Origin of the sequence: Rhodococcus erythropolis R138 (genome assembly GCF_000696675.2) — a bacterium.
In the GTDB taxonomy this organism is placed as follows: domain Bacteria; phylum Actinomycetota; class Actinomycetes; order Mycobacteriales; family Mycobacteriaceae; genus Rhodococcus_F; species Rhodococcus_F erythropolis.
Map to the genome: position 1 here is coordinate 1,587,013 of NZ_CP007255.1, position 17,418 is coordinate 1,604,430.

Genomic DNA, 17,418 nt, shown 5'->3' on the forward strand with positions numbered 1-17,418 from the left:
AATTCATACTCCGTGGTGAAGGTGGGTTGGTGCGGGTCAGGCGGTTTCGACGACTGTATGCACTGGGACGGGATTTCGGGTGAGATCGAGTACGGGGCAGTGGGCGTCGACCGTCTCCTGCAACTCGAGGTATCGCTCGCGAGTTTCCGGACCGGTCAGGGTCACCACGACGCGAACCTCGGAGAATCCCGGGCGGACGGCATCGTCGAATCCGAAGAATCCACGAACGTCGAGGTCGCCTTCTGCCCTGGCCGAGATGTCGTCGAGCGCGATACCGAGCTTGTCCGCCCACACACGGTAGGTGACCACCTGGCAGGAGAGCAGGGATGCGAGGTAGTACTCGACGGGATTGGCTGCGGTGTTCTCGCCGCCGAGGGCCGGCGGCTCGTCGACCTCGACGGTGTACTTACCGAGAGAAATGGTGCTGGCAACGGCGTCGTGCGCCTGAGCGGATGCCTTGAAGACGACGTGCGCTTTGCTTGCGTCCTTGTCGATGGCGTCGGCATTGGCTGCTACGACGGAACTCAGGTGCGAGATCGAAGCGGTGGTCATGACAGAAATGTCCCCTGATCTGGGTGTACATACGAGTATCGACGTGAGCGGCGCTCACGTCGTAGGTCCGATCAGTAGATCGGACACCCGGATGTACAGACGTGCGCAAAATCGACATGGCGTCGCCGCGTCAGCAGCGTGCCCGTCTCGTATGCGCCAATTCCCGTCACGGAAGAGACTGTAACCGGTTCACACCCTTTCCGACCAGCCCTATAGGAAATCCGTCTCGGATCGTGGTCGCTCATGTGGGCGGCAGTCCGCTCCACTGCGGCGTCCGACGGCTCGCAAAAGCGTCGAGTCCTTCGGCGATGTCCGGCGATCGGAGCACCGCGTCCTTGGCGTCGTCGGTGATGGTCCATCCGGCAGTATCGGCCTCGGCGTAAAGAGCGTCGATTGCCTTCAGGCTCAGGCTTACCGAGGTCGGAGAGGACTCGCAGATCTCGGCCGCCATCACCAGAGCCTCGTCGAGCGCCTTACCCGGGGCAGTCACTGCATTGACGACGCCGAGATCTTTGGCCCGATCGGGATCGAGAGTGCGCCCGGTGATCAGGAGTTCGCGAGCGACATTGATCGGAAGGGCACGTGGCGCCCGAAAGAGCGCACCGGACGTCGCAACCAGACCGCGTTTGGTTTCGGGCAGACCGAATTGGGCTGTGGCGGAAGCGACGATCAGATCGCAGGCCAATGCGATTTCGAAGCCGCCGCCCAGCGCGTATCCCTCCACTGCGGCGATCAAAGGCTTGTTTCGCTGACGCCGAATGACGCCGTACTCACCGCCGCGAGGCATGCGAAGGTCGGCTCGCTCTCGGATATCGGTTCCGGCGCAAAAGATGTTGGGGGTTCCGGTGATGATGCCGACCCACAGAGAAGGGTCGTCGTCGAGAAGGTTCAGTGCGGCTTCGATGCCCTCGGCAGTTTCACGATTGATCGCATTACGACGTTCTTCGCGTTCGATCCTGACGATGAGAACGCGGTCGTGGCGTTCTGTGGAAACAGGCGACATAATTGGACTGTAGTCCATCTATCGAGGGGGTGGTGCGTCAACTGGCGAGACCGACATTGGACACATTCCGGACTGTGGCGAAGACTGTGTCCTGAGGCGGAGAAAGGCAGGTCGACGTGATCTCCAAACGAGAACAGAACAAGCGCGATACCAACGACAGGTTGCTCTTAGCTGCTCGAATTCTGTTCTCGGCAAAGGGTTTCGCCAGCACGACCGTCGACGACATCGCCGAGCGAGCCGAGGTGTCGCGAGCCACCTTCTTCAATTACTTCCAGGGCAAGGACTCGGTTCTCGAGGCGCTGCACAGTGATCATCTCGATCAGCTTGCGGCACTGGTGGATCAGCTCATGGAATCTCCGATGCCGACCTCTGATCGGATCTCCCGGATTTTTCAGGACTTTGCGCAACAAGCGATCATGCATCCGCGCTATCTGCGCATGGTGACTGCAGAACTCGAGCGCGACTTCGCCTCCTCCGGAGCGGGGGCGGCACACGATCATCGGTTCCATGTGGAACTTCTGCGGATCGTCACTGCCGGTATCGAAGCCGGCGAAGTGAGATCGGACTACCCGCCGCTGTTTCTCGCGCAGATGATCGGCGGTACGTACGGAGCGTTGGTTCGCTTCTGGCGGCAAGACGCCGATTACGACGTGGTCGGCGAATTCGATCGCGGTGCCAGGTACGTCGCGGAAGGCATCGCTGCTCGCTGAGCCGACTCAGGACGTGGTGCCGGCTCAGGGTTGGGCACTACCAGGGGCAGCATCTGCTGGACGCTCTCCGAAAGATAGTTCGCGGCAGTCTGATCACCGGACAGATGACGCAGCAGACTCTGCTGGAACAGGCCGTCGAAGATCGCGTACATCGCCGGCGAGGTGACCGAGGGCTCCACGTCGAGAAGCTCGGCATAGCGAGAGACGATGCGCCAGATCATGTTTTCGAGACTCTCGTCGATCGCGGCCACGTCGGTTCGGAACGACTCCTCGAACATCGACTGCGCGCGCAGGTCGTACCAGAGGCGGTGCATCGTCGGCTCGTCGATCATGGTCTCGGCGAGCAGCGCGCCGAAACCCGTTTTCAGTTCCTCCGGCGTCTGAGCGGTGGCGACGATGCCGTCGTAGCGGGTGACGCAGCGTGCCTTGTAGTGGCGCACGCAGTGGGTGATTAGATCGACCTTGTCGCTGAAGTAGTAGTGCAGGACGCCGTGGGAGAACTCCGAATTCTGGGCGATTTCGCGCAGGCTCGTGCGTGCGTAGCCCAGTTCGGCCAGCGTTTGCAGTGCGGCCTCGGCCAGTTGATCACGTCGCTCGGAGAATTTGTCGACCTGACGACGTGACACCTTGTCTGCGTTGGACCGCTTCTCCGAAGAGACAGGAACCGCCTTTTTCCCTGCCTCACTAGGCTTCTCGACTGTCGTGGTCACGATGGCACGTCCTGTTCCCTGCGGTTTCCACAGCGGCACGATCGCCGCGTCCGAATCAGTGTAACCCCTGGTCTTTGACGAGCGTGTAACAAAATCTTGACAGTCGTCAAGATTTCTCTTGACACTCGTCCAAAGTTGAATACTCTGTGACTCACACCACTTGGCAGCGTCGCTGTGAACGGTGGCATCGCGAGAGTCGTTTCAGTCATGGAGGCAGTCGAAAATGAGCGTGTTTGATCTCGAGGGACGAAAAGCACTGGTCACAGGTGGTGCCAAGGGGCTCGGAGCCGGAATGGCTGAGGCGTTGGCGAAGGCGGGGGCGTCGGTGATGATCGGCGATGTTCTCGAAGACGAAGGTCGTGCCACCGCAGAGGCCGTTGGTTCGGGCGGAGTCAAAACCGGGTTCGTAAAGCTGGACGTCACCGACGACGCCAACTGGGAAGAGGCAGTCGCCGCCACCGCGGAGACTCTCGGCGGCTTCGACATCCTCGTCAACAACGCAGGCATCGAGATTTCCTCGCTGGTGGTTGACCTCGATCCGGGCGACATCCGCCGTATGTGTGAGGTCAACATCCTCGGCACGGCGCTCGGAACCAAACACGGACTGCGCAGCATGCGTCCGGGTGGCGTAGCCGGAACCGGCGGCTCCATCATCAACATCTCTTCAGTGGCCGCAACCATTCCGTTTCCCGGGATCAGTGGATACTCCGCGACCAAGTCCGCGGTCGATCGCTTCACCAGGGTTGCCGCCGCCGAGTCGGGCAAGCTCGGCTACGGAGTCCGGGTCAACTGCATCTACCCGGGCCTCGTCGCCACGGAGATGGGTCTCGGACTGGCTGCGGACATGGAGAAGCTCGGCCTGTGGCCCAGTGCCGAAGCGGCAGTCGGCGACGTCATCGGTCTCACCCCGCTCGGCCGCCTCGGTGAAGTGAACGACATGGCTGACGCCGTGGTGTTCTTGTCCTCCGACGCGGCACGATTCATCACCGGAATCGGCCTACCGGTCGACGGTGGCATGGGCATGTAACTCGCCATCCTCATTCGTACGTACACCCTCCTCACGTTTTCGAAAGGTTCCACGAACATGTCCGAAAAGAAGCCAGTCATCGTCTACGGCGTCTCCGGGTACACCGGCCGTCTGGTGTGTGAATACCTGCGCGAGTTCAACATCCCGTTCATCGCAGCCGGTCGCGACGCCGCTCGCATCCAAGAGGTCCTCGACAAGATCCCCGGTTTGGACACCGTCGATCACGAGGTCGTCGAGGTCGAGCACACCGTCGAGGCGCTCACTGAACTGTTCACCGGCGCACAGGTTGTCAGCAACATGGTCGGGCCGTTCATCAAGCTTGGCGGCACCGTCGTCGAGGCTGCGTTGAATGCCGGTTGCCACTACATGGACACCACCGGTGAGCAGGACTGGGTACTCGACGTCCAGGAGAAGTTCGGCGACAAGTACCAGGAGAAGGGTCTGCTTCTCTCGCCCGGTATCGCGCAGATGTACACCACCGGTGAGATCGCGGCCAACATCGCACTGGAAACGCCGGGTCTCGATACGCTCGACATTCTCGTGCTGTGGAAGGGATTTCCCACCTACGCCTCCACTCAGACGATCTTCACCATCCTCAAGGCGAACTGGTACTACCTCGAGCAGAACAAGTACGTGCAGTGGGCGCCCGGCCAGACTTTCGACGTCGTCGTTCCCGGCCAGCACGAAACTGCGCTTGCATTGCCGTGGGGCGGAACTTGCCACCCCGTGTGGTTCAAGAACGATCCGCGAGTTTCCAACGTCAAGGCTGCGGGCGGGGTGTTCGACCGCACCGTGATGGAAGGTGTTGTCGCGACACAGAAGATCGTGGAGGAGCAGATCAAGACCCTGCCCGCCGACGAGCAGGAAGCCGCCTTGGCCGAGATCGCCGGTTCGGTTCAGGCGGGTATGCCCCCTCGTGAAAATCCGCGCATCAACACCTCACTCGACTCCGTCTACGCGTCGGGACCGCTGGGTCGCTCGCACGTCGTGATCCACGGAAACTGCAACTACAAGCAGACGGGCCTCCTGCACGCTTATGCAGCGCATTCGTTGCTTCAGCAGGCGCCCAAGAGGACCGGGCTTGCCTCGGCCTGCCAGGCGTTCGGCCATCGCGAACTACTCGGCGCGCTGCGTAGTTTCGGGCTGGCTCTGGAGCCGGAAGTAACCATCAACGCCTAGCTCGTCGCCCTCGTCATCATGTTCACGGCTCCCGGCGTGCATCGCGCCGGGAGCCCCGCCCTGGAGGCTCCCCATGCGTTTGACCGACTATCTCGACAAGGGAGCCTCTCTTGGTTCCACCGCACCGTGTTTGACGATGGGGGAGCGCACTCTCTCCTACAGTGAGGTGCAACAGTTCAGCCGACGCTTCGCAGCTTCGCTCGCTGCTTCGGGCATCGCGGCGGGCGAGAAGGTCGCGATTCTGTCCGGCAATGACCCGATCTCGTTCTCCTGCGTATTCGGTATCAGTAGGGCTGGCGCGGTCTGGTGCCCGATTAACCCTCGCAACGAAGCTGCGGAAAACCGAGACCTGTTGGATCTGTTCGATTGTCGTGCTCTCTTCTTCCAGAAGTCCTATGCGCCGCTCGTCGACCAGATCAAGGACGCGCTTCCACAGTTGGTGACGCTCGTCTGTATCGACGGCGAATGGGATTCGGCACAGTCCCTCGAAAGCTGGCTCGGGGAAGAAGAACTCGACGCCGCGGCGCCCGGCGACGTCACCATGCTGGTCGGCACCGGTGGTACGACGGGCCGCCCCAAGGGCGTGATGTTGACCGGGCACAACATCGAGACGATGACCGCAATCACTTTGATGAGTTATCCATTCGAGGGGCGCCCGGTGTATCTGGCGTTGGCGCCGTTGACTCACGCCGCCGGTGTTTTGTGCTTCCCGATCATGGCCCTCGGCGGCGAAGTGGTGATCATGCCGAAGCCCGATCTCGGGTACTTCCTCGCGAACGTTCAGAAGCACAAGGTGACTCACACCTTCCTGCCGCCGACGCTCATCTACATGTTGCTCGAGCACGAGGACCTCGCGGTAACGGATCGTAGCTCGCTGCAGTGTTTCTGGTACGGCGCGGCACCGATCTCCCCGACCAGGCTAGAGGAGGCGATCGACAAGATCGGACCGGTCATGGCTCAGCTGTTCGGGCAGAGTGAAGCCCCCATGATGATCTCGACGATGTCACCGAAGGAGCATTTCGGCCCGGACGGCACTGTCGCAACGTCACGACTTTCGTCGGCGGGTCGACCTTCGCCGCTGGTGACCGTGGGGATCATGGATGACAAAGGCGCGCTGCTCGGACGTGGCGAGCGTGGTGAGGTGGTGATTCGCAGTTCATTGGTGATGGCGGGTTATTACAAGAACCCCGACGCAACCGCGGAAGCGTCAGCCCACGGCTGGCATCACACCGGCGACATCGGGTACCTGGACGAGGACAATTTCCTGTTCATCGTCGATCGTGCGAAGGACATGATCATCACCGGCGGTTTCAACGTCTATTCGGTCGAGGTGGAGCAGGCACTCATGGCGTATCCGGGGATTCAGGACTGCGGAGTGATCGGGTTGCCGGACGACAAGTGGGGCGAACGTGTTGTGGCAGTGGTGCAGCCACACCTCGGCGCAGACATCGACGGCGCCGAGGTGATGGCTTTCGTGAAGTCTCGCATCGGAAGTGTGAAGACTCCGAAGCAAGTCATCGTCTGGGACGATCTACCTCGCTCCAAGGTCGGCAAAGTTCTCAAGAACGAGATCAAGAGCGAGCTGACTGGCTGAATACCCCCGGAACGCCTATGTTTCACCGCGCGGAGTGCCTGTCGAAACCGACAGGCACTCCGCCTTCTTGTCACCGCGGCCGGTCGATTGCTCACGAATCGAGTACCGATCATCGGGAATCGTGTCTGTGAAGTTCGAATCGCGACCCGCATCGTCTCTGTGTCAGCCATCACAATGATGTGTTCGAATGAGTACGAGGTGAATCATGCGTCACGAAAGAACAGTCACCGAGCAACTTCCCCTTCCGGCCAGGACCGTCCGGAAGGTCATGCTCCGCTTCATGCCGGTCATCGGATTGGCATACATCGTCCTGTATCTCGACCGATTGAACATCGGCGTTGCAGCATTGACGATGAACAAAGAACTCGGAATATCGGCCTCGATGTTCGGGTTTGCGGCCGGAATCTATTTCTGGAGTTACACGATCTGCGAACCCCCCAGCAACTACATCCTCACAAAGGTCGGTGCGCGGCGCTGGATCACACGAATCATGATCACGTGGGGCGTGGTCACCATCGGAACCGCGTTCGTTCAGGGTGCCAGCGGATTGGTGGCAGCACGATTCCTGTTGGGTATTGCCGAAGCAGGCTTTTCGCCCGGCATGCTGTTCTTCGTCTCGAAGTGGTTCCCGAATCGGGATCGAGGCAAAGCAATGGCGTGGATCGTGACCTTCATCTGTATCTCCAGCCTGGGTACTCCGATCACCACACACCTGATGGCTATCGACGGCTTTCTCGGGCTTTCCGGATGGCGATGGGTATTCATTCTCACCGGCGTCCCCGCCGTGGTCATGGCGTTTGTGATCTACAAGGTTCTGCGGGACAAGCCTTCCGAGGCGGAGTTCCTCTCCGAGGAAGAACGCGGTTGGCTCGCCGATACGCTCGAGTCGGAGGCGCAAGAGCGCGAAGCGGTCGTCGGTAAGCACAGCTTCCTCCAGGGACTCGTGCACCCACGAGTACTGGTGTTGATCGCCGTGTTCATCTGTTTCACCTTCAGCCTCAACGGTTTCCAGATTTGGATGCCGCAGATTTACGCGCAATTCGGGATGAGCACCAATCAGATCGGATGGGTTGCCGCACTACCTGCACTGATTGCGATCGGACCGATGATCTGGTGGACGCGCCATTCGGACCGCGCCGGAGAGCGCCCCGTGCACTTCGCCATCGCCGCATCGGTCGCAGCACTCGGTTTTGCTATTGCTGCGCTGTTCTTCACCACACCGGTTGTCGCCATCTTCGGATTCTGCATCGCCGGGATCGGTCTCTACAGTTCGATGAGCATCTTCATCACCATGCCTTCGAGCTTCCTTACCGGCGCTGCCTTGGCGGCAGGTTTCGGTGTCATCAACGGAATGGGTAACCTCGGAGGCTATTTCGGTCCACAGGTCACCGGCTGGATCAAGGACGCGACCAACAGTTTCACACCGGCAATCGGGGTGTACTCCGCGGTGCTGGCGACGGCAGCATTGATCGTGCTGCTGCTCAAGGTGATCACCAGAAAGGCCGACAAGGCCAACGCCCAACTGACTCTGGATTACCGGGCGGAGCGCGACGCCGGAACCTTGGTTGCACCTGAGCAGGTTTGAGCCGAGTCTCGGCCCGGAAGATTCCCGATCAACGGGAATTCTTCATTCTTCAGGCGAGCATGCGCAGGACATCATCACTTATCAGGATCACAGTCGTCGACCGTGGTTTCGTCGGCAACGAACAAACGAGGACTTCGTGAGTAGATACTTCGGGCCTTTGCGCCAATTGGGTTTTGTGGTCAACGACATCGACAGTGCGCTGAAGCATTGGATCGACGTTGTCGGCGTTGGCCCCTTCTTCTTCGTGGAGGACCAACCGTTGAACGACTTCGTCTTCCGTGGCAAGTCGAGTGCGCCTCGATTCAGTGTGGCGCTCGCGCACAGCGGAAGCGTGCAGATCGAGCTGATTCAACAACACAACGATGAGCCGTCGGCATTTCGCGAGTTCGCCGATCGCGGGCTCGAAGGACTTCAACATGTTGCCTACTGGACAACGGATTTCGATCGATATATGGAGGAATCCAAGAACCGAGGGCTCGTCGAATTGCAGAGTGGTAGGTCCGGTAGTGGCGCTCCGGACGAGCGATTCGTGTACTACGAGGACGGCCCGTATCCGGGAACAGTCATCGAAATCTCGGAGGTCAGCGGAAGGAAGGGTGATCTGTTTCGCGCAGTCGAGGCTGCATCGAAGGAGTGGGACGGGTCGAATCCCATTCGCGACATGAGGAAGGTGCTGTAGTCGTGAGTAGGAAGGTAGCGATCGTCACTGGTGGCGCATCGGGGATCGGCCTGGCAACGTGCAAACGATTCGCCGACTTGGGTTGGAATGTCATCTCTGCCGACCTGTCGCATACATCCGGAGACACTGCGCCAGAACCAGATACACGGACAGTCGGCGTTCGAGTGGATGTCACCGATGAGGGGGATATCCGACGGCTTCGCGACGTCGCCGAAAAGCTGTTCGGTCGTGTCGACACGGTTGTGACCTCGGCGGGAACCGCGGACAACGCGCCGATCCGGCACACCACACCCGATCGATTCAGGCGAACCCTCGAGCTGAACCTCGTTTCCACGTTTGCGGTGGTCAGGGAGTTCGTGGATCTGCTCGCCGGAGATGGCGGCGGATCGGTGGTGACAATTGCCTCGGTTTCCGGCCTACGCGGCAGCGTAGACCGTGCCGCGTATTCCGCCTCGAAAGGTGGCGTGGTCGCGTTGACCACACAACTCGCGATCGAGCTCGCCGGCGAGGGGATCCGAGTCAATTGTGTTGCACCGGGTTCGACGCGGACACCGCTTGCAAGTCGGGCCCAGAGCCCTGAAATGCAGAGCGCCATCTTGCAGTCGATCCCGTTGAGCCGTTACGCGGAGCCGGCTGAGATTGCCGAAGTCGTGACCTTTGTCGCTGGTCCCGGCGCCGGTTTCGTGACGGGTCAGACGTGGACGGTCGACGGAGGTCAGTCGATGACAGCCGGTTGGAATCTTGCGAAGGAGCGACATGACTCTTGACGCAACGTCCAATACAACGGAGAAACCGGTAATCATCGGAGTGCACGTCAACGAGAACACCATGCGCGCACCCAATCCCCACATTCCGTGGACGCCCAGCGAAATAGCCGACACTGCTCGCGCTTGTGAGGATGCGGGGGCGTCGTTGATGCATTTTCACGGTCGAGCCGTGGACGGCGGCGTGGATCACTCGGCGGCGACCTACGGAGAGATCGTCGAGCGGGTTCGGGCGGTATCGAATCTGCTGCTTGCGCCGTCGATGGCCAATGTTCCCGGCTACACGATAGATGAGCGGCTGTCGAATCTTGCCCCGAACCAAAGTGATCCGAAACGACGTTCCGACTTCTTGGTCGTCGATATGGGCTGTGCGGCGATGGACTTGATCGATGCGACGACAGGCTTGTTCGCAACCGATTCCAGGGTCTTCGTCAACGACACTCGAACACAGATCGAGTTACTTTCGCGCGCTGGTGAATTGGGTCTGGTGCCGTATCAGACGTCATTCAACGTGAGTTGGACGCGCGCGATCTTCGCCCACGCAAGGGTGCGGAATCCGTCGTCACCATTGGTGATCGCTTTCATTCTCGGTGGTGACGAGTTTCCGGCTGCACATCCGGCGACAGCAGCAGGGCTACGTGCGCAACTGGACCTCCTGCCGACTGATCTTCCAGTGGAGTGGATCGTCTCGGCCTACCGAGGCAATGTTCTTGCAGCAGCGGAGGAGTCGATCAAGCGCGGGGGCCATGTAGCAATCGGTGCCGGTGACTACCACTACGAAGAACTGGGATACCCCTCCACACCTGATCTGGTCGCCGAAGTTGTTTCGATCGCTCGGCGGTACGGGCGTGAACCCGCAAGTCCTGATCAGGCACGTCGAATTCTAGGGGTGGATGTCCATGCGAGTAGTTGAAACCGAAGGTGCCGAACCTACTTTGGTTCATTCCTCTAACGGAAAGAGAGTGTGGATCATGGATTCGATTGCGTTTGCTTCCTCGGCTCAGGCCGGTGATGTGATCGTGACCGGATCACACGGAGGGACGAGTGCTGGAGAGTACGCCGTCGGGTTCGGGGTTCGTGTTGTGGTGTGCAATGACGCCGGCATAGGGAAGAACAAGGCAGGAATCGCAGGTTTGGCTGCGATCGACGCCCAGAAGATCGTCGGCATTGCAGTCGGACACGAGAGTTCGCGTATCGGAGATGGCAAGGACGTGTGGGAGTGCGGCATCGTGACGTATGCCAATCCGACTGCAGTCGCAGCGGGTGTGCGTGTGGGCAGCCGCGTTTCCGAAGAAGTGCTGGCACTGATAGAGAGGAGCGTCGACTGATGTTTCGGAACATTGTCGGTGTGGAGAACGGTAGACAGATTGTCGTCATGGACAGTATGTCGCAGATCGAACGGTCGGACCGCGACCGCATCGTCGTTGCGGCATCCAACGGCGGTCAAGAGTCAGGGCGGATGGCGATTGCGACGGGCTGTGCGTTGGCTGTGCTGAACGATGCCGGAATCGGCAAGGACAACGCGGGGATCATCGGAATCGTCCGCATGGGAGATTCGGGACTTGCCGGCGTAGCGGTCAGTCACGACTCTGCCGAGATCAGCAATGGAATGGATATGTGGCACAACGGAACTGTTTCGTATGTCAACGAGCCCGCAGCGGCGGCTGGGATACGGGTCGGTGACAACGTTCGCACGTGTGTGAGTGCGTTTGCGGTTCGCTTCCCTGTCGGCCCAATGTCGGCGTCCGAGAGTTCGTCATGATCGGCCATGTGGTCAACCGGCCCGAGGATGTAGTCCGCGAAGCGCTCGAAGGACTTCAGATCCTGCACCCGGAAATGCTCTCCTACCACCGAGATCCGTTGTTTGTGACTCGCGCGGTTGTCGCCCGAGACAAAGTTGTGTTGGTCTCAGGTGGCGGGGCCGGGCATGAGCCGTTACACGCGGAGTTCGTCGGATCCGGCATGTTGGACGCCGCAGTTCCTGGGTCGGTCTTCGCCAGTCCCACAGCCTTTCAGATCCGTGCTGCGGTCAATGCTGTCGAGACCGGACGGGGTGCACTTCTCATCGTGAAGAACTACACCGGAGACAAACTGAATTTCTCGATCGCGGCCGAGTTACTCGGAACTGAGCGGCAAGTGGAGATCGTGATGGTCGACGACGACCTCGCGACGACGACTGCAGACGAGGGTGGACCTGGACGTCGTGGTACCGCTGCGGTAATCGCCGTGGAGAAGATTTGTGGGGCGGCCGCGGAACGGCACTGGGCGCTTTCCGAGATCGCTGACCTGGGGCGCCGGGTGGTGGCGGCGTCGGCGACGTTGGGTGCAGCTTTCCGCTCGTGCACGGCTCCCGGACAGGATCGTCCGTCCTTCGAACTGGCGCCGGGGGAGATGGAGTTCGGCATCGGAATCCATGGCGAGCGTGGACGTGAGACGCGTCCGACGGTTCCTGCCGCCGAACTCGTGGCGCAGTTGTCGGAGCCGATCCTCGATGCTGTCGGGGTGGAGCGCGGGGATGGTGTGATAGCGATAGTGAATGGGCTAGGGGCAACCCATGGACTCGAATTATCGATTGCCACTGCAGAATTGAAGTCTTTCCTAGGGGATGCCGGTATCGGTTTGGATCGGGTGATTGCAGGTTCTTTCGTCACTGCATTGGATATGCACGGGCTCTCTATCACCCTTCTCCGTTCGACCGAGGAGTTTCTGGATCTTTGGGATGCAACGGTACGCACTCCCGCACTCGCTTGGTAACTCGAATATGCACTACTGAAAAGAGTTTCATGATGACAACGTTGAGCGTTGGGGACACTCGGGCGTGGATCGATCGATTTGCCGACGCCGCCGAAGATCAATTCGATTCCCTCACAGATTTGGACCGGCTTGTCGGAGACGGCGATTTCGGAATGAATCTGCGGACGGGCCTGCGAAGTGCGGTGCAACGACTTCGTTCCGACCCGCCGACCAGTCCTGGTGAAGTGTTCGCCCGTACGTCGGATGCGTTTCTCGGCATCGGTGGGACAAGCGGACCACTTCTCGGTCTGTGGTTCGGCCGGATCGGAGCAGTCTCTGGAGTTGAAGTGACCGCAACAGACTTGGCTTCTGCCCTAGGTACGGCGACAGCTGCGGTGCAGCGTCTCGGCAATGCCCAGGTGGGTCACAAGACCATGGTCGACGCCATGGTCCCCGCAACCAGCGCATTGACCGAGGCGGCAGTCAGCGGGGCAACCTTGTCTGCTGCCTTGAGCTCTGCGGCCACGGCTGCGAGGCTCGGCGCCGAATCGACTCGCGCGATGCTCGCCCGCCGCGGACGCGCGACCTACGTGGGAGAACACGCCAGGGGCGTCGAGGACCCTGGGGCATCGGCGATTGCCATGTTCTTCGCCGCATCCAGCTACAAGAGCGTTCCGGCATGAGCGATCTGCGAGACAAGGTCATCGTCACAGTTGCCCCGACGGGTGGCTTCCTCACTGTTGCCGACAATCCGTTCATTCCGACTCAGCCTGAGCAGATTGCGGCGGATGTGGCACGCTGCCACAGCGCTGGAGCCAGCGTGGCAGCACTTCATGCTCGACGACCGGACGATCAAGCGACCTGTGATGCCGCAATCTATCGGCGGATGAATACGCTTGTCCGCCAAAGCTGCGACATCGTGATCAACAACTCGACCGGCGGCGGAGTCAACGGTGACATGGTGAGTGTTCGCAGTGACGGAACGCGCGTCGTGGACTGGGACGCGAGGCTGCAGGGCCTGCATGGCGGAGCAGACACATGCACGCTCGATGCCATCACGGCCTATGTGACATCACCGGTCGGTGAGGTACTGATGGACACGCCGCCCAGTCGTGCCGCCGAACTGGCAGCGTCAATGCGCGAACTAGGAATCAAACCTGAATGGGAGGCCTTCAGCCCGTCACATCTGCTCCAGGAGATACGTACGTTGACCGAAGAGCAGCCTGGCCCGCACCTCGTCAATCTTGTACTGGGACTCGATCGAACTTTTCAGAATGCGATGCCGTACTCCCCGCAGATCTTGCAGCAGATGGTGGAACACCTACCGGAGAAATCGGTCTTCTCCGTGAGCATCAGCGGGCCAGATCAACTGCGTGGTCTGACTCATGCACTCGTGCTCGGTGGGCACGTGCGCGTGGGAATCGAAGACTATCCGTTTCTCGCGAATGGGGAGCCGGCCGAGAACGTTCGTTTGGTGGAGAACATCGTCGACATCGTCCAGCGACTCGGAATGCAGCCTGCAACACCTGGGGAGGCAAGGGCAATCCTTGGTTTGGAGGGTTCGGATGAGTAGAACACCGACGAGTAGAACACTTCGCTCGCAGGATTGGTTCGGAGGCAATGATCTCAATGCATTCATCCACCGCTCGTGGATGAAGAACCAGGGTATCCCTGATCGGATGTTCGACGGCCGACCGGTTATCGGTATCTGCAACACGTATTCCGAGCTCACGCCGTGCAACGCTCACTTCAGAGATCTGGCCGAGCAGGTGCGACTGGGTGTCATCGAAGCGGGCGGATTTCCAGTTGAGTTTCCGGTGATGTCATTGGGTGAGACGATCATCCGCCCCACCACGATGCTCTATCGGAACCTCGTCAGCATGGACGTGGAGGAGTCGATTCGAGCCAATCCGATCGACGGCGTCGTACTGCTCTGCGGCTGCGACAAAACCACCCCGGCACTGGTAATGGGCGCAGCCAGTTGTGACCTTCCCACCATTGTCGTATCCGGTGGGCCCATGTTGAACGGCCGCCATCAAGGTAAAACTGTCGGATCTGGAACCTCGGTGTTCGAGATGAGTGAAGCAGTGCGAGCGGGGTGCATGAGCGAATGTGAGTTCAGAGCAGCGGAATCGGCGATGTCTCGATCGCCTGGTCACTGCAACACTATGGGCACCGCGTCGACGATGGCTTCGATTGTCGAGACTTTGGGCCTCACGCTGCCCGGTAATGCTGCGATCCCGGCAGTGGATTCACGGCGACGTGTACTTGCACGCGACAGCGGCGTGAGAATCGTGGAGATGGTCGTCGAGAACCTGACGATGTCTTCGGTCGTCGACCGAAATTCATTCGAGAATGCGATCAAGGTGAACACGGCTATCGGTGGGTCCACCAACGCTGTGGTGCACTTGCTTGCCATCGCCGGGAGGCTGGAAATTCCCCTCGAACTCAGCGATTTCGGGGAGCAGAGTCGTGACGTTCCCCTGCTGGTCAACCTCATGCCTTCGGGTACCTATTTGATGGAAGATTTCTTCTACGCAGGCGGACTGCCCGCGGTGATCGCCGAGCTCGGAGACATCCTCCATCTGGATGCCGCCACGGTTACCGGAAAGACTCTCGGTGAGAACAACTCCGGCGAAACGATTTGGGATGACGACGTAATTCGTAGCACGGCGGCACCGTTGCTGGAGCAAGCCGGCATAGCGGTATTGACCGGCAATCTCGCGCCGAACGGTGCAGTGATCAAGCCGTCTGCGGCGTCGCCCGAGTTGCTCAGCCACGTGGGTCGTGCGGTCGTGTTTCACGGAATGGACGACTTCTCGGCGCGCGTCGACTCGCCGGATCTCGACATCGAAGCCGACGACGTCATCGTCCTCACCGGTGCTGGGCCGAAGGGGTTTCCGGGTATGCCAGAGGTAGGTAATCTGCCACTCCCTCGAAGGCTGCTCGAGCAGGGTGTGCGAGACATGGTCAGGATCTCGGATGCGCGAATGAGCGGAACAGCCTTCGGCACAGTCGTTTTGCACGTTGCGCCTGAAGCGGGAGCCGGTGGGCCTCTCGGCGCGGTCAGGGATGGTGATTTGATCGAGTTGGATGTTGCTCGTGGAGTCTTGCGTGTACTCGTCGACGACGACGAGCTGGCCAGGCGTCTCGAGGCGTTGCCGCCACGCGTACAAAAGAGTACGAGTGGGTATCAACGACTGTTCGTGGATCATGTGATGCAGGCCGACCGCGGAGTCGATTTCGATTTCCTGGTGGGCAGGCGTGGAACGGAGGTACACGGTGACAATCACTGAGCGTGTCGGCCGAGTCGTGGTCGTGACCGGTGCAGGGTCGGGACTCGGCCGCGCAATGACCAGAGGTCTACTCGATGCAGGACACCACGTTGTATTGGCTGGTCGAAACAGCGTGAGCTTGGAAGCGACAGGTGGGGGTCACGAGCGTGCAGTGGTAATTCCCGCTGATGTGTCCTCGCCCGAATCGGTTCATCGGTTGTTCACATCCGTGACTGAGCGTTTCGGCAGACTCGATGTGCTTGTCAACAACGCAGGGACATTCGGGCCGTCGGGGAGTGTGGACGAGATCGATCCTGAAGCGTGGAACGCGACAGTCGCAGCCAATCTCACCGGCGTATTCCTTTGTGCGCGTGAAGCGATTCGTATCATGAAAACACAGGATCCGAGAGGAGGCCGGATCATCAACAACGGGTCGCTCTCCGCTCACACGCCCCGGCCCGACAGTGCCGCCTACACCGCGACCAAACACGGTGTGTCAGGTTTGACGAAGTCGATCTCTCTCGACGGCCGAGAATTCGACATCTGTTGCAGTCAAATCGACATCGGCAATGCGGCAACTGACATGACAGCCGGAATCGGCCACTCGGCACGACAAGCTGACGGCACCACCAGGCCCGAGCCGACATTCGACCCTCGTCATGTCGCGAACACCGTTGTGCAACTGATAGATCTACCACTCGACGTGAATGTCCCGACTTTGACGATCATGGCAAACCGGATGCCGTACGTCGGGCGCGGTTGACGGCGTCAGCGTCGTTGTAGGACAGGGCGGACGACGGACTGGGCACTCGAGAGATCACGTGAGATGGCGATTGCCGTCGTCCGCACCGCCGCGTCGATACGGGTCAGATTTATTCGGCCTGCCATACCGGAAATGGAGATGGCGCCGAGGACGTCTTCGTCCGGGCCGAATATTGGTGCTGCGGCGCCGACGATCCGGGGAAATGCTTCCTGGCGGTCGAAGGCGACACCACGCTTGCGAACACGATCCAGTTCTCGGTGGAAGAGTTCGGGGTCGGTGATGGTGTTCTCGGTGTGTGCTTCGAGGACAGTGGGCATCGTGAAATCCCGAGAGTTGGTGAACGCCAATACTGCTTTGCCGGAACAACTTGCGTGTGCAGGCCACCGACCACCGATTTGCTGCGGAAGGCGTGGTCCGTCGTCGCCACGGAAGACATCAAGGTAAACCACGTCGAAACCGTCCAATACAGCGAGTCCCACGTTGTGTCCCGTTGCTTCACGCAAGGCCGAAAGGTGGCGCCGGGCTGCTTCGCGGAGGTTTCGCTGCCGTGGAACAGATTCGCCGATCTCGAACAGGAGGAGACCCAAGCGGTAGTTGGTTCCTTGCCGTTCGAGCAACCCGACTCGGACGAGATCGTCGACCATGCGATACACCGTTGTTTTGGCCATGCCTGTCCGTCGAACAAGCGCGGCTGCGCTGAGAACGCCTGAGCTGTCACGAAAAGTCTTCAGGATCTCGGTGGAACGACCAATTGCGGAAACCTCGCCATCGGCCCGATGAATGGGACTCACCGAACTATTCTGTCTGCCTGATGCGCGATTGTCGAGGGGCAATCGCGCATCAG

Annotated in this window: 19 protein-coding genes; 15 read left to right on the forward strand and 4 right to left on the reverse strand. The window is 60.0% G+C overall.

The genetic code is table 11. The features are described 5' to 3' along the window. Positions 1 to 36: 36 nt before the first annotated feature. On the reverse strand, positions 37 to 552 hold the full coding sequence (locus H351_RS07420; RefSeq protein ID WP_019745376.1) for an OsmC family protein: 516 nt from the start codon (positions 550 to 552) through the stop codon (positions 37 to 39). Between the two features lie 241 nt (positions 553 to 793). Next, positions 794 to 1,555, reverse strand: a complete 762-nt coding sequence (locus tag H351_RS07425) for an enoyl-CoA hydratase-related protein (protein WP_029256302.1) — start codon at positions 1,553 to 1,555, stop codon at positions 794 to 796. A 116-nt stretch (positions 1,556 to 1,671) separates the two neighbouring features. Between H351_RS07425 and H351_RS07430 the strand changes: the two genes are divergently transcribed. Next, complete coding sequence (locus H351_RS07430) at positions 1,672 to 2,265, forward strand: TetR/AcrR family transcriptional regulator (protein WP_019745374.1); 594 nt, start codon at positions 1,672 to 1,674, stop codon at positions 2,263 to 2,265. Here H351_RS07430 and H351_RS07435 read toward each other — a convergent pair. Next, positions 2,199 to 2,891: a TetR/AcrR family transcriptional regulator gene (locus H351_RS07435; RefSeq protein ID WP_420876501.1), complete on the reverse strand. Its 693-nt coding sequence runs from the start codon at positions 2,889 to 2,891 to the stop codon at positions 2,199 to 2,201. The two genes, H351_RS07430 and H351_RS07435, sit on opposite strands and share 67 nt — an antisense overlap. Positions 2,892 to 3,198: 307 nt before the next feature. Here H351_RS07435 and H351_RS07440 point away from each other — a divergent pair, with 307 nt between their 5' ends. The 14 genes from H351_RS07440 to H351_RS07505 all read left to right on the forward strand — a co-directional run bounded on the left by H351_RS07440 (position 3,199) and on the right by H351_RS07505 (position 16,574). Continuing rightward, on the forward strand, positions 3,199 to 4,002 hold the full coding sequence (locus H351_RS07440) for an SDR family NAD(P)-dependent oxidoreductase (protein ID WP_019745372.1): 804 nt from the start codon (positions 3,199 to 3,201) through the stop codon (positions 4,000 to 4,002). Positions 4,003 to 4,059: 57 nt separating this feature from the next. Next, a complete protein-coding gene (locus tag H351_RS07445) occupies positions 4,060 to 5,181 on the forward strand; it encodes a DUF5938 domain-containing protein (RefSeq protein WP_019745371.1) in 1,122 nt (373 codons plus the stop codon). Positions 5,182 to 5,254: 73 nt separating this feature from the next. After that, positions 5,255 to 6,775, forward strand: coding sequence for an AMP-binding protein (locus H351_RS07450; protein WP_029256300.1), 1,521 nt, complete (start codon positions 5,255 to 5,257; stop codon positions 6,773 to 6,775). 205 nt (positions 6,776 to 6,980) lie between these two features. After that, positions 6,981 to 8,360 (forward strand): MFS transporter, encoded by a 1,380-nt coding sequence (locus tag H351_RS07455; protein ID WP_029256299.1) that lies wholly within the window; start codon positions 6,981 to 6,983, stop codon positions 8,358 to 8,360. A 136-nt stretch (positions 8,361 to 8,496) separates the two neighbouring features. Beyond that, positions 8,497 to 9,039 carry a VOC family protein gene (locus tag H351_RS07460; protein ID WP_020909194.1) on the forward strand — a complete coding sequence of 181 codons (543 nt, stop codon included), beginning with the start codon at positions 8,497 to 8,499 and terminating at the stop codon, positions 9,037 to 9,039. Between the two features lie 2 nt (positions 9,040 to 9,041). Beyond that, positions 9,042 to 9,806 (forward strand): SDR family NAD(P)-dependent oxidoreductase, encoded by a 765-nt coding sequence (locus H351_RS07465; protein ID WP_019745367.1) that lies wholly within the window; start codon positions 9,042 to 9,044, stop codon positions 9,804 to 9,806. After that, complete coding sequence (locus H351_RS07470; protein WP_019745366.1) at positions 9,796 to 10,716, forward strand: beta-keto acid cleavage family enzyme; 921 nt, start codon at positions 9,796 to 9,798, stop codon at positions 10,714 to 10,716. The genes H351_RS07465 and H351_RS07470 overlap by 11 nt, the downstream gene beginning before the upstream one ends. Before the next feature lie 58 nt (positions 10,717 to 10,774). Next, complete coding sequence (locus tag H351_RS07475) at positions 10,775 to 11,131, forward strand: hypothetical protein (protein ID WP_127160019.1); 357 nt, start codon at positions 10,775 to 10,777, stop codon at positions 11,129 to 11,131. Further along, positions 11,131 to 11,565, forward strand: a complete 435-nt coding sequence (locus H351_RS07480; RefSeq protein ID WP_020909192.1) for a hypothetical protein — start codon at positions 11,131 to 11,133, stop codon at positions 11,563 to 11,565. The genes H351_RS07475 and H351_RS07480 overlap by 1 nt, the downstream gene beginning before the upstream one ends. Then, positions 11,562 to 12,557: a dihydroxyacetone kinase subunit DhaK gene (locus H351_RS32475; RefSeq protein WP_029256297.1), complete on the forward strand. Its 996-nt coding sequence runs from the start codon at positions 11,562 to 11,564 to the stop codon at positions 12,555 to 12,557. The genes H351_RS07480 and H351_RS32475 overlap by 4 nt, the downstream gene beginning before the upstream one ends. A 29-nt stretch (positions 12,558 to 12,586) precedes the next feature. After that, positions 12,587 to 13,219: a dihydroxyacetone kinase subunit DhaL gene (gene dhaL, locus H351_RS32480; protein WP_020909190.1), complete on the forward strand. Its 633-nt coding sequence runs from the start codon at positions 12,587 to 12,589 to the stop codon at positions 13,217 to 13,219. Next, positions 13,216 to 14,109: a beta-keto acid cleavage family enzyme gene (locus H351_RS07495; protein ID WP_020909189.1), complete on the forward strand. Its 894-nt coding sequence runs from the start codon at positions 13,216 to 13,218 to the stop codon at positions 14,107 to 14,109. The genes dhaL and H351_RS07495 overlap by 4 nt, the downstream gene beginning before the upstream one ends. Continuing rightward, on the forward strand, positions 14,102 to 15,832 hold the full coding sequence (locus H351_RS07500) for an IlvD/Edd family dehydratase (RefSeq protein ID WP_029256295.1): 1,731 nt from the start codon (positions 14,102 to 14,104) through the stop codon (positions 15,830 to 15,832). The genes H351_RS07495 and H351_RS07500 overlap by 8 nt, the downstream gene beginning before the upstream one ends. Next, the gene (locus H351_RS07505; RefSeq protein ID WP_029256294.1) at positions 15,819 to 16,574 is read left to right on the forward strand and encodes an SDR family oxidoreductase; all 756 of its coding nucleotides are present in this window, start codon (positions 15,819 to 15,821) and stop codon (positions 16,572 to 16,574) included. Before H351_RS07500 ends, H351_RS07505 begins: the two co-directional genes overlap by 14 nt. A gap of 5 nt (positions 16,575 to 16,579) precedes the next feature. Here H351_RS07505 and H351_RS07510 read toward each other — a convergent pair whose 3' ends face one another. Continuing rightward, positions 16,580 to 17,365 (reverse strand): IclR family transcriptional regulator, encoded by a 786-nt coding sequence (locus tag H351_RS07510; protein ID WP_019745363.1) that lies wholly within the window; start codon positions 17,363 to 17,365, stop codon positions 16,580 to 16,582. Positions 17,366 to 17,418 lie beyond the last annotated feature (53 nt).

Bases quoted from the DNA above. Each gene is read 5' to 3' on its own strand.
- H351_RS07420 (WP_019745376.1), bottom strand. From the start codon at position 552: ATGACCACCGCTTCGATCTCGCACCTGAGTTCCGTCGTAGCAGCCAAT.
- H351_RS07425 (WP_029256302.1), bottom strand. From the start codon at position 1,555: ATGTCGCCTGTTTCCACAGAACGCCACGACCGCGTTCTCATCGTCAGG.
- H351_RS07440 (WP_019745372.1), top strand. From the start codon at position 3,199: ATGAGCGTGTTTGATCTCGAGGGACGAAAAGCACTGGTCACAGGTGGT.
- H351_RS07445 (WP_019745371.1), top strand. From the start codon at position 4,060: ATGTCCGAAAAGAAGCCAGTCATCGTCTACGGCGTCTCCGGGTACACC.
- H351_RS07450 (WP_029256300.1), top strand. From the start codon at position 5,255: ATGCGTTTGACCGACTATCTCGACAAGGGAGCCTCTCTTGGTTCCACC.
- H351_RS07455 (WP_029256299.1), top strand. From the start codon at position 6,981: ATGCGTCACGAAAGAACAGTCACCGAGCAACTTCCCCTTCCGGCCAGG.
- H351_RS07470 (WP_019745366.1), top strand. From the start codon at position 9,796: ATGACTCTTGACGCAACGTCCAATACAACGGAGAAACCGGTAATCATC.
- H351_RS07475 (WP_127160019.1), top strand. From the start codon at position 10,775: ATGGATTCGATTGCGTTTGCTTCCTCGGCTCAGGCCGGTGATGTGATC.
- H351_RS07480 (WP_020909192.1), top strand. From the start codon at position 11,131: ATGTTTCGGAACATTGTCGGTGTGGAGAACGGTAGACAGATTGTCGTC.
- H351_RS32475 (WP_029256297.1), top strand. From the start codon at position 11,562: ATGATCGGCCATGTGGTCAACCGGCCCGAGGATGTAGTCCGCGAAGCG.
- dhaL (WP_020909190.1), top strand. From the start codon at position 12,587: ATGATGACAACGTTGAGCGTTGGGGACACTCGGGCGTGGATCGATCGA.
- H351_RS07495 (WP_020909189.1), top strand. From the start codon at position 13,216: ATGAGCGATCTGCGAGACAAGGTCATCGTCACAGTTGCCCCGACGGGT.
- H351_RS07500 (WP_029256295.1), top strand. From the start codon at position 14,102: ATGAGTAGAACACCGACGAGTAGAACACTTCGCTCGCAGGATTGGTTC.